Annotated in this window: 3 protein-coding genes; all 3 read left to right on the top strand. The window is 71.6% G+C overall.

What is annotated here, in order from left to right; all coding sequences use genetic code 11:
- Positions 1-615: MFS transporter (locus JZ5iCDA_RS01325; protein ID WP_139122900.1), on the top strand; the 615-nt coding region annotated here is incomplete at its 5' end.
- A 125-nt stretch (positions 616-740) separates the two neighbouring features.
- Positions 741-6,002 carry a DUF7507 domain-containing protein gene (locus JZ5iCDA_RS01320; protein ID WP_069385474.1) on the top strand — a complete coding sequence of 1,754 codons (5,262 nt, stop codon included), beginning with the start codon at positions 741-743 and terminating at the stop codon, positions 6,000-6,002.
- Between the two features lie 413 nt (positions 6,003-6,415).
- Complete coding sequence (locus tag JZ5iCDA_RS18680) at positions 6,416-12,706, top strand: DUF7507 domain-containing protein (RefSeq protein WP_171905262.1); 6,291 nt, start codon at positions 6,416-6,418, stop codon at positions 12,704-12,706.
- The last annotated feature ends 272 nt before the right edge of the window (positions 12,707-12,978 follow it).

Below are 12,978 nucleotides of genomic sequence, written 5' to 3'. Positions count from 1 at the left end.
GCCGGACGGCCGTCGGCGCTGCGGCGCGCGCTCGGGCGGCCCGCTCTGCGCCGCGCGCTCCTCACCCGCGCGCTGGTCGTCGGCGGCACGCACATGATCACCGCGTACCAGCTCTACGTCCTCGTCGAGTGGACCGGGCTGAGCGTCGAGGGGGCCGGCAGGGTGTCCGGTGTGCTCGTCGTCGTGCACCTCGTGGCCTTCACGGGCGCGGCCGTGGTCGGCGGCCGGTGGTCGGACGCCGTGGGCCGGCGCCGGCCGTTCCTCGTCGCGGCGCCGCTCGTGCTCGCCGGCGCCGCGCTGCTGCCGCTCCTGCTCCCTGCCGCCCCGGCGGTCGTGGGCTACGCCGTGCTCGCCGGGGTGGCGACCGGCACCTTCTTCACCGTTCAGCTCGCGGACACCGTCGACCGCCTGCCGTCGCTCGACGACGCGGGCCACGACCTCGGACTCCTCGGCACCGCGACGACGCTGCCGCAGGCCTTCTCGCCGCTCCTCGGCTACGCGGCGTACGAGGTGCTCGGCGGCTACGGAGGCGTCTTCGGGCTGGTAGCGGTGCTCGCGGTGCTCGCGGCGCTCGTCCCGGCCGCGCGTACCTCGGCGGTGCCCGGCCGCGGGTGAAATCCGCGCCGACGTGCATGAAGTGATGCATGAAGTTCGGGTCCCGGCGCACCGGGACGTGTCTCCCCTCTGGTCATAGTGCTGTCGCGCGCGCGACGACCGTGCGCGACGGCAGGGGGGAATGCATGGACGTCCAGTGGTTCGACCGACCCGGCGGCGACGCCGGACCACGACGAGGGGACCGCTCACGGCGGGGCCCACGCCGCGCGGCGGCAGGCCCGCGGTTCGGAGCACGTCACGCGCGCGGGTCGAGGAGGCTGCTCACCCGCGGGTCGGCCGTCCTCGCCGCGCTCGGACTGCTCGGCAGCAGCCTCGTCGCGTCGTCGCTGACGATGGCGCCGCAGGACGCCGTCGCGGCGCCGGGTTCTCCGGGAGTCCCCGGTGCGTCCCAGGTGCTGTTCGCCGAGGACTTCGAGAACCGTCCCGCGAACTCGAACGTGCTGCTGACGGACTACGTCGGCGCCTCGGGCACGACGTACACGGGTGACCCGTTCTGGGTGGGAAGGACCAACTGCAACGGCATCATCCTCGACCACGGCAGCCCGCGTGCGACCGGGGACTGCACCGGCCCCGGGGGCACGGAAGCCACAGGTATCGGCACGTACGACACCCTCGCGGCGCTGCCCTACGCGCTCGGCGCGCTCGTCGGCCACGCTGCGCCGGCGTCGAACGCGGCAGCGGCCTCGTTCACGTCCGGCAGCTCGGCGGACGACCAGGTCCAGTTCCGCACCGCGACGCCGCTGGAGCTGCCCGCGAGCGACGGACGTTTCGTGACGTTCTCCGTCGACGCCGTCGCCGTGAACTGTCACGCCACGCACCCTGAGCTCCGCTTCTACCTCGTCGACGAGAGCGGGACGGAGATCCCGGTGTCCAGCACGGCCATCGACCCGTGCACGGATTCGCGTGCGAGCACCGTCGCCGTCCCCCGTCCGAGCAACGGGTCCACCGTCGAGGCCTCTGGTGGGCGGTTCGCGGCTGACTCGTCCCAGCTCGTGACCGGCAGCACCCTCGGTGTCGTGCTGCGCAACGAGAACGGCAACGGCGGCGGCAACGACGGCGCGTACGACAACATCCGCGTCCTCGACGTGACGCCGCAGCTGGACAAGGAGTTCAGCCCGACGGTCGTGTCCCCGGGCCGGGCCAGCACGCTGACGTTCACGGTCACCAACACCGAGGAGCTGGCGGCGAAGAACGGCTGGTCGTTCACCGACGCCCTCCCGGCCGGTCTCGTGGTCGCGACGCCGAACGCCGTCGCCACGACCTGCCCCGCGGGATCGGTGACGGCCGCCGCAGGCAGCTCGACCATCACCGCGAGCGGCAACCTGTCCGCGGGCATGACCTCGTGCACGATCACGGTCGGCGTCACCGGCTTCAACGCCGGCTCGTACACCAACGGCCCGGACAACATCACGTCCACGGGTCTCAACGAGCCGGGCGAGGCGACGCTCGACGTCGTCCCGCCGCTGGTCACCTGCACGTCGGACGCCGACATCTTCAACACGGGCTACGACGCGGCGACCGGCGGCACCCTGCCGGACAACGCCAAGGACGCGAACTGGCAGGTCGCCGGCCCGTACCCGGCCAGCGCCACGGTGTCGGCGCCGCCGGCGGACGCCACCTGGGGAGCGGCCAACGTCGGCAAGATCGTCGCCAACTGGGCGGACAGCCCGTACGGGAACGCGCAGTGGATCTCCCAGCAGACCATCGCCGCCCCCAACCAGGGCGTGACCTTCGGTGACTGGTACTACCGCTTCCAGTTCGACCTCGACGCAGGCGTCGACCCCGGGTCGTTCGCACTGGCCATGAACTTCCTCGCCGACAACGCGGTCGCGGAGGTCTTCGTCAACGGTGAGCCGCAGTCGGGCAAGACGACGGGTCTGCCGCAGACGCCGCTCACGGCACCCGCGACGAACCCTGGCACGTACTACTACGCCGGGTTCTTCACCGCGAACGCGGCGCAGACCACCCTTGCCGACGACTGGCGGACCGGTCTCAACACGATCGTCGTGCAGGTGAAGTCCGCCGCGCCGATGGAGGGCTTCGACGCCCAGGTACGCCCGAGCGTGCTGTGCCCGCAGCCGGCCCTGACGGTCGCCAAGACGGCGGACCTGACGGAGGTCAGCACCGTCGGTGAGACGGTCACCTACTCGTTCGACGTGACCAACACCGGCAACGTGCCTCTCACGGACGTCGTGGTCGACGACACCGACTTCTCGGGCAGCGGCGAGCTCACCGCGCTGGCGTGCCCGGCGGACACCACCCTCGACCCGGGCGAGTCGCTGACCTGCACGGCGAGCTACGCGGTGACGCAGGCCGACCTCGACTCCGGCACGCTGTCGAACACGGCCACGGCCACGGGCACCCCGCCCACCGGCGACCCGGTGGACTCGCCGCCGTCGACGGTGGACGTGCCGGTCGACCCGCAGCCGGCTCTGACGGTCGCCAAGACGGCCGACCTCGAGCAGCTCACCGAGCCCGGGCAGACGGTCACCTACTCCTTCGTGGTGGCCAACACCGGCAACGTGACGATCGTCGACCCGCAGGTCACCGAGACCGCGTTCTCCGGCTCCGGCCCGACGCCGGTCGCCGTCTGCCCGGCGGGTCCCGTGGCCCCGGGCGCCTCGGTGACGTGCGAGGCGACCTACGTGGTGACGCAGGAGGACCTGGACGCAGGGACGCTGGCCAACACGGCCACGGCCACGGGCACGACGCCGTCGGGCGACCCGGTGCCGCCGTCGGACCCGTCGACGGTCGAGGTCCCCGTGGACCCGCGGCCGTCCCTCGAGATCGTCAAGGACGCGGATCTCACCGACCCGGCCGCGTTCGTGGTCGGCCAGGAGGTCACGTACTTCTTCGACGTCGTCAACACCGGCAACGTCACCCTCACCGACGTGAGCGTGGACGAGGACTCCTTCACCGGCGACGGCACGATGTCGGCGATCCAGTGCCCCGCCGACGGCGTGGCGTCGCTCGCCCCGGGCGAGCGGGTCACCTGCGAGGCGACCTACGTGCTCGAGCAGGGCGACGTGGACGCCGGCTCGGTCACCAACACGGCGTCCGCGTCCGGTACGTCGCCGGCCGGCGACCCGGTTCCCTCGGATCCGTCGACGGTGCGCATCCCGGCCGACCCCCGGCCGGAGCTCGAGGTCGTGAAGACCGCGGACCTGACCGAGATCACCGCTGCCGGGCAGACGGTCACCTACTCGTTCGAGGTGACCAACACCGGCAATGTGACGATCACCGACCCCCAGGTCACCGAGACGGCGTTCTCCGGCACGGGCGAGCCGCCGGTCATCAGCTGCCCGGCCGGGCAGCTCGCCCCGCGCGACGCGGTGACGTGCGAGGCCACCTACGTGGTCACGCAGGCCGACGTGGACTCGGGCGAGCTGTCGAACACCGCGACCGCGACGGGCACACCGCCGGGTGACACCCCGCCGCCGATGTCGCCGCCGTCGACGGTGGACGTGCCGGTCGACCCGCAGCCCGGCCTGGAGGTGGTCAAGACCGCGGACCTGACCGAGATCACCGCTGCCGGGCAGACGGTCACCTACTCGTTCGAGGTGACCAACACCGGCAACGTGACGATCACCGACCCGCAGGTCACCGAGACGGAGTTCTCCGGCACGGGCGAGCCGCCGGTGGCGACGTGCCCCGTGGGGCCGCTGGCCCCGGGTGTCTCCGTCACCTGCGAGGCCACCTACGTGGTCACGCAGGCCGACGTGGACTCGGGCGAGCTGTTGAACACCGCGACCGCGACGGGCACCCCGCCGGGTGACACCCCGCCGCCGATGTCGCCGCCGTCGACGGTGGACGTGCCGGTCGACCCGCAGCCCGGCCTGGAGGTGGTCAAGACCGCGGACCTGACCGAGATCACCGCTGCCGGGCAGACGGTCACCTACTCGTTCGAGGTGACCAACACCGGCAACGTGACGATCACCGACCCGCAGGTCACCGAGACGGAGTTCTCCGGCACGGGCGAGCCGCCGGTGGCGACGTGCCCCGTGGGGCCGCTGGCCCCGGGTGTCTCCGTCACCTGCGAGGCCACCTACGTGGTCACGCAGGCCGACGTGGACTCGGGCGAGCTGTCGAACACCGCGACCGCGACGGGCACCCCGCCGGGTGACACCCCGCCGCCGATGTCGCCGCCGTCGACGGTGGACGTGCCGGTCGACCCGCAGCCGGGCATCACGGTCGTGAAGTCCGCGGACCTCTTCGACCCGGCCCAGTACCAGGTCGGTCGGACGGTCACGTACTCGTTCGTGGTGACGAACACGGGCAACGTGACCCTGAGGGACGTCGTGGTCGACGACAGCGACTTCTCGGGAGCCGGAGCGCTGTCACCGCTCGCGTGCCCGGCCGACGGCCTCGCCACGCTCGTCCCCGGCGCCCAGGTCGTCTGCGAGGCGACCTACGTGCTCACCCAGGCGGACGTCGACGCCGGCGAGATCGTCAACACGGCGGTCGCCACCGGCACGCCGCCGCCGGGCCTCGGCACCCCGCCGGTGTCGCCGCCGTCGACCGTCGAGGTGCCGGCCGCCCCGGAGCCGGGCCTGAGCCTGGTCAAGACCGCCGACCCGGCGTCGATGACCCGGGCCGGACAGGAGGTGACCTACACGTTCGTGGTCACCAACACCGGCAACACGACCCTGACGGACGTCGTCATCGACGAGACGGAGTTCTCCGGGTCCGGCGAGCTGCCGGCGATCGACTGCCCGGCCGAGGGCGTCGCCGCCCTGCTCCCCGGCCAGGTCGTGTCGTGCACCGTCACGTACGTGACCACGCAGGCCGACGTCGACTCGGGTCTGCTGAGCAACACCGCGACCGCGACGGGCACCCCGCCGGGGAACGTCCCGCCCCCGGTCTCCCCGCCGTCGACCGCCGAGGTGCCGTTCACCGGCACGAGCTCGCTCGAGCTGGACAAGACCGCGACCACGGTGGACGTGAACGGCAACGGCACGGTCGACGTGGGCGACCGGATCGAGTGGTCGATCGTCGTGACCAACACGGGAGCGACGACGGTCGAGGACATCGCGGTGTCCGACCCGACCGCCGGGAAGGTCACCTGCCCGGCGACCAGCCTGGCCCCGGGTGAGTCGATGGACTGCACAGTGCCGGCGCGTGCGATCACGGCGGAGGACGGGGCTCGCGGCCACATCCACAACGAGGCCGGCGTCACGGGGAACACCCCGTGGGGCGACCCCGTCGAGCCGGCGTCCGACGAGGTCACGACCTCGGTCGAGCCCGCCCCGGCGGGTCCCGCCAAGCGCGGGGGACCGCTGGCGACCACCGGCGCCACCATCGGATGGATCGCCGGCGGCGCTGCCCTGCTCGTGCTGATCGGCGTGGTCGCGCTGATCGCCGCGCGCAACCGCCGCACGATTCCCTGACCGGCAGACCGACCGGCGCTCACGGCCCGGCGCCTCGACCTCGCGTCGGGGCGCTGGGCCGTCGGCATGTCGACGGCCGAGGCGTGCCCCTGGAGCTCCGCGGGCGCCGGCGGGTGATTTCGGCTCCGGACTGCATGAAGCCGTGCACCAATTTCCAGCCTCGCCCCGTCGTGAAAGGCCTGTTGTCGGGTCCTATGTGCTGAGGCGCACGTCGACGGTGCGCCAACGGCAGAGGGGGAGCCTTGAGCGCTCAGTGGTTCGACCGCCCAGACGGCGGTGACAGCAGGTCAGGACGGGGCCGAGCACGTCGGGCCGTCAGTGCACCGGCGGGTGCGCCGATGCGTCACCGTCGTGCGCGAGAGCCGCGGCGGCGCTCGGCGTGGCAGCGGGTCGTGGGTGCGACCCTCGCGGTCGTGACGGCGACCGCCGGCATCGCCGGCGCCGCGGTGCCGGCGTCGGCGGACACGGTCTATCAGATCACCGGCCAGTGGGAGAACGGCACTCCCTCCACCGTCGGCCGCGGCGACGTGGTCAACGCGGTGTGGCGGGTGAACGTCAACGACGACCAGCCTGCGCCGTCCAACGACCCGGTCGACGACGTGACGTTCACCGCGAGTGCGGGCAACGGTCTGTTCAAGGAGATCCCGGACCTCTGCCTGACGACCGACGTCGCGCCGGTGTCGGCGATCTCGACCGACGGCCGGACCTTGACGTGCAACGTCGGCACGGTCGTGCAGGGCACGGCGGTAGTGGTGCAGACCCCCGTCGTGGCCGACGGCGACACGGGTGACCAGATCACCGCGGTCGGTGAGATCAACGGCCAGCAGAGGCCGCTGGACCCGGTCGACATCCAGAACACGTTCGCCATGGACATGCAGTTCGGGGCGAACTCGGCTCATGTCGGCTGGAACTCCGCCTACTCGTCGGTGCTCCTCGACCTGCAGTGGTCACTGCGACTGGCGAAGGGTTCGGACCCGGGACCTGACAACGCCGCGTACCGCGTTCGTGTCACGGACAGCAACGGCAGGCCGGTGTCGGTCGGCACCAGTCCGCAGGGCGTAACAGGGTGCAGCCCGTTCAACTGGCACACGGCGAACGGCGTGCCGTGGTCGGAGACGCCCGGCTACGCCGCCGACCGCCAGACCTCGTTCGTCGACAGCTGCACGCTCACCCCGGTCGCGGGCCAGCCCGGCTTCTTCGACCTTGCCCTCACGGGGATCGACTACGACCTCGCGGCCACGCCGTCGAAGGACTCGACGGGCAACGCACTGCCGTCGGACTGGGACTACGTCGCCAGTGGGACCCTCTGGTTCCGGGTGGCCACGACGCAGGCGGGCACGGTCACGCTGACGTCGAACGCGCCGTCGTACCGGTCGACGACCGGGCTGACGGCGACCGACCTGACGACCAACAACGCCACGAGCAAGGTGTACACGCTGCCCGGGACCTGGTCGGCGGCGTGGTGGCGACCCGGCACCGGACATGGCGGGACCACGTGGGATGACACCTATCGCCTGACGCACGGCGACATGCCGCTGCAGTACGTCCAGTACACGGGTGCATCCGCGAACCTGGCGCCGACCACGCAACAGGGACAGTGCTTGGTGTTCGACACCGACCACGTGACCTACACGCCGCGTGACGACGCCCCGTTCGCGCAGGTTCGTGCACTCAGCCCGTTCGTCGCACCTCGTGACGAAGCCTTCAGGAACGGCGCCCCGGCGGTCCAGTACTACGTCGGCAACGCCATCGGCGACCCGAACACGTTCAACTGCGGCACCGACCCGGGCGGATGGACCACCATCGAGCCGACCGACCCTTCCACGGTGAAGGCCGTCCGGATCATGTATCCGCACTCGATCCACGAGGCGGAGGGGATCCAGACGATCCAGCTCAACGCGTGGACGACGGTCAAGGACGGGATCCCGACCGGCCAGGACGTGTGGATGTTCGGCTCCGTCTTCAACGGGACGAGCTGGATCACCACGTCGTTCAACCGGCAGGTCACGCCGGACGCGCGCTACTCGCACACGACGAACAACCGCGACATCTTCCGTGTCGTGTACGCGACTCCGGCGATCCAGAAGTCGGCAGACCGCGCGATCGTGAAGCCCGGGGAGCCGGCGACGTTCACGCTGACGTACTCCGCCAACGGGACCGGCGCGCCCGAGACCGTGGACGGGTACGTCATCACCGACACGCTGCCGGTGGGCATGACCTACGTGGCCCGCTCGGCCACCCCGGAGCCGACGGTGACGACGAACGGCTCGGGCCAGCAGGTGCTGACCTGGAGCCTCGACGACGTGCCGACCAACGCCCCGCAGCCGTTGACCTACCAGGCCGTCGCAGGCGCGGCGGTGCAGCCGGGTCAGGTCCTGACGAACACTGCGACGAGCTCGGTCGACGGCCAGACCACTCTGGACGCTCGGGCGCAGGTGACCACCAGCACGAGCGGCACCACGCAGCTCGGGAAGACCACGGATCAGTGGTTCATCGCGAACCCGGATGGTGACGGGTCGGGGGAGTCGGGGTCGTGGACGGTGACGTTGCGGTCACAGGACCCGTTGCCGCAGGCGTTCACGGACACGATCGACATCCTGCCGTACCGGGGTGACGGTCGTGGGACGGACTTCTCGGGCACGTACGACGTGACGGCGGTGGAGGCGCCGGCGGGTGCGACGGTGTACTACACGGACGTGGCTCCGGGTCTGCTGTCGGACGACCCGTCGGATGCCAGCAACGGGCCGGCTCCCGGCACGGTCGACCCGGCGCGGTGGAGCACGACGCCGATGGCGAACCCGACGGCGGTCCGCGTGATCGGTGGGGAGCTGGCGCCGGGTGCGACGTCCGCGTTCACGGTGCGCATCCGGCCCGACGGCGCCGAGCCGGGCGACGTGTACGTCAACCGCGCCCAGGCGGTCGCCGAGCACACCGAGCTGGTGATGCGCACGTCGGAGCCGCTGACGATGGGCACGGCGTACTCGGCGTCGCTGAAGAAGTACGTGCAGGCTCTCGACGGGCAGTGGTACGACGCGAACGACGTGGCGGAGTACCCGTCGTTCCGCCCGGGTGAGACGGTGCGGTACCGGGTCGTCGTGACGAACACCGGTCAGGGCACGTTGACGAACGTCGTGGTCAGTGACGACAAGCAGCCGGAGCTGGGCGGGTTCGTCGTCGACGAGCTCGCGCCGGAGCAGTCGCGGTCCCACGAGTACGAGATCGTCCTCGAGGAGGGTGGTCCGGACGTGCTGGTGAACACGGCGTCGGCGACGGCGGACACGCCGCCGGACTCCGAGGTGCCGCCGACGATCCCGCCGGACCCGGCTGGGATCGAGGTGGACGGCGACCCGACCCACGTCAAGGAGCTGGTGTCGGCGACGCCGATCGGTGGCGGGCAGTGGGAGGTGGTGTACGGGATCGACGTGTCGAACACCTCGACGCACCCGACGACCTACGACCTCGCGGACACGCTGCGGTTCACGCCCGAGGCGAGCATCACCTCGGCCACGGTGACGGCCTCGCCGGGCGGGGTGACGCTGGCGGACCCGGCGTGGGACGGGCAGGGCAACACCCTGATCACCCAGAACGTGCCGCTGCTGGGCAGCGATGACGCGGGGTATGCGCCGCACCGGTACGAGGTGGCGGTGGTCGCGGACGTGCCGTTGCAGCTGGACGGCGCCGGCTCCGACTCGGACCCGGCGGCGTGCCCGGCGGAGGGGTCGGACGCGAACCAGGGGTTCAACAACACCTCGGCGCTGACGGACGCCCGTGGTGAGGTCGAGGTGGATCAGGCGTGCGCGCCGGTCCCGTCGATCGACATCACCAAGGGTGTGTCCTCCGGTCCCACGCCCAACGGCGACGGGACCTGGACCGTGGTCTACGACATCGTCGCCACGAACACCGGCACGGCGGACGGCGAGTACGACGTGACCGACACGATGACTGCCGACGGCGACCTCGTGGTCGAGTCCGGCCGGGTCGTCAGCACGCCCGACGGCGTGACGGCGTCTGGCGGCTGGACGGGTCTCGGCCCGGACCAGACGTCGCCGGAGAACGTCATCGCGACCGACGTGACCCTGCCGGCGGGCGGCACCCACACCTACCAGGTGGAGGTCGTGCTGTCGGTGGCCGCCTCCGACGGTGTGCCCGTGGTGACCTCGTGCGACCAGACCGGCGCCGGCAACGGCGGCCTGTCGAACACGGCGCAGGTCGAGCACAACGGCCTCACCGACGACGCGGAGGCCTGCATCACCGTGGCGTACATCACCGTGGACAAGACCGTCGCCTCGGGTCCTGTGCCCAACGGCGACGGCACGTGGACGGTCGAGTACGAGATCGTGGCCGAGAACGTCGGCGGCGACGCCGGTGACTACGACGTGTACGACCAGCTGCGCTACGGCCAGGGCATCACGGTCGAGTCGACGGACATCACCGCCCCCGCGGGGGTGACGGTCGAGGACGGCTGGACCGGTCTCGGCGCCGGCCCCGGCGACGCGGAGAACCTGATCGCCGGAGGCGTCAGCCTCGGCGCCGGCGACCGCCACACCTACACGGTGGAGGTCGTGGTGTCGATGGACGAGGACACCATCGACCCGTCGGTGCTGCAGTGCCCGCCGCCCGGCTCCGGCCGGACCGGTGGCCTGGCCAACGGGACGCTGCTGGACCACAACGGCATCGAGCCGGTCGACGCGGTGTGCCCGAGCCTGCCGCTGATCGGGGTCGACAAGTCGATCTCCGACGGGCCGACCCCGAACGGTGACGGCACGTGGACGATCACGTACGACCTCGTGGCGACCAACACCGGTCGGGCTGCAGGCGAGTACGACGTGCGTGACCAGCTGCGGTACGGCGACGGGATCGTCGTGGAGTCCGCGGACGTGGTCACCACGCCTGCGGGCGTGACGGCGCAGGCCGGGTGGACCGGCCAGGGTGCGGACCTCGCCGACGGGGAGAACCTCGTCGCGGGCGGGGTCACGCTCGAGGCCGAGGGCGTGCACACCTACCAGGTGCGGGTCGTGGTCTCGCTCGACCGCGACGTCGTCACTCCGGCCGACCTGGCCTGCCCCGCCCCCGGCTCGGGGGACCGCGGCGGCCTGTCCAACACGGTGCAGCTCGCGCACAACGGCGAGACGAACGCGGACGAGGACTGCGCTCCGCTGCCGCTGATCGACATCACCAAGTCCTTGTCGGGTGCGGTGACGCCGGTCGACGGTCAGGACGGTGTCTACGACGTGGTCTACGAGATCACGGCGACCAACCGTGGTCCGGGTGCGGGGTCGTACGACCTGGACGACACCCTGACCCCGGGTGAGGGCGTCACGATCGTCGGCATCCAGGACTTCGTGACGGACGCGGCGAACCCGGTCGGGATCAACCCCGGTTTCGACGGCCTCGACGACACCCGTGTCGTCACGGGTCAGCCCATCGACGGCGCCCCCGCCGACGCGAGGGTCGTGCACACGTACACCGTCACCGTGCGGTACACGGCGGACCTGTCGGACGTGACCGTGCCGGACACGGACGTGTGCACGACGGATGACGGGACGGTGCCGGGCGGTTTGAACAACACCGCCACGGTGGGCTGGAACGGCATCCAGGACGGCGACGACGAGTGCGTGCGTCCGGGCAAGCCGACGCTGGACAAGGCTCTCGTGTCCGCGAGCCCTGTCGGTGAGGGGAAGTGGGAGGTCGTCTACGACCTGACCGTCGGGAACGTCGGGACGGAGGCCACGACGTACGACCTGGACGACGAGCTGTTGTTCGCCCCGGTCGTCACGGTGGACTCCGTCGCGGTCACCGGCCCGGCCGGCATCGTTCTCAACGAGGGCTTCGACGGCGACGGCGATCAGCGGATCGCCACGGACGCGAGCATCGGTGGTCTGGACGACGAAGGGTACGTCCCGCACGTCTACCGAGTGACCGTGGTGGCGAGCGTGCCGCTGCACTTCGCGGCGGACGACGTGGCCGAGGACGGGACCGGTTCGCCGGCGTGCACCACGGCTCCGGGCAGCAACCTCGTCGAGCAGGGGTTGAACAACGCGGCCACCCTGACGGACGAGACGGGTGGGACGGTCACCGACACCGACTGCGCCCCGCTGCCCTCGATCGACGTCACCAAGTCGGTCGCGGGTGACCCGGTCCAGGGCAAGAGCGGCGACTGGACGGTGACGTACGAGATCACCGCGGTCAACGACGGTGCGGCCGCCGGGGTCTACGACCTGAGCGACCGGCTGCGCTACGGCGCCGGCGTCCAGGTCCGGTCCGCGACGGTGACCTCCGCGCCCGAGGGCGTGACGCCGTCGGGCACCTGGACCGGACGGGGCGCCGAGGACGACCCCGCCAACGTCGTGGCGGCCGGTGTCGAGCTGGGCGCGGGCGCGAGCCACACCTACCGGGTGCAGGTCGTGGCCACGCTCGACCGGGCGACGATCAACCAGTCCACGTTCACCTGCCCGGAGCCGGGCGCGGACGGTCGTGGCGGGTTCACGAACGTCGCGGGCATCGGTCACAACGGCCTGGCGGACTCCGCCCAGGCGTGCGCGACGCCGGACAAGCCCGCCGACGCTGCGGGCCCGGGCAAGCCCGGCGGACCGCTCGCGGTCACCGGCGCGACCGTCGGGTGGATCGCCGGGGGAGCGGCCCTGCTCGTGCTGATCGGCGTCCTCGCGCTGATCGCGGCACGCAACCGCCGCACGGCCGCCTGACCCGGCCGTCGCCGCGTGGCCCCCGCATCGCCCGCACGTCGTCGCAGCAGGCGGGTGAAATCGGCGTTCGAGTGCATGAAGCCGTGCACCAAATTCGAGCGCTGTCCCGTCGCGAGGGTCGTGTTGTCGGGTCCTATGTGCTGAGGCGTACGTCGACGGTGCGCCAACGGCAGAGGGGGAGCCTTGAGCGCTCAGTGGTTCGACCGCCCAGACGGCGGTGACAGCAATCCGCCGCGACCGCGCCAGGTCGCACGATCCTGGGCGCCGAGGCA

Source organism: Cellulosimicrobium cellulans (assembly GCF_001722485.1).
GTDB lineage: Bacteria > Actinomycetota > Actinomycetes > Actinomycetales > Cellulomonadaceae > Cellulosimicrobium > Cellulosimicrobium cellulans_A.
The sequence above is the reverse complement of the archived record's forward strand: the minus strand, read 5'-3'. Positions and strand labels throughout refer to the sequence as shown.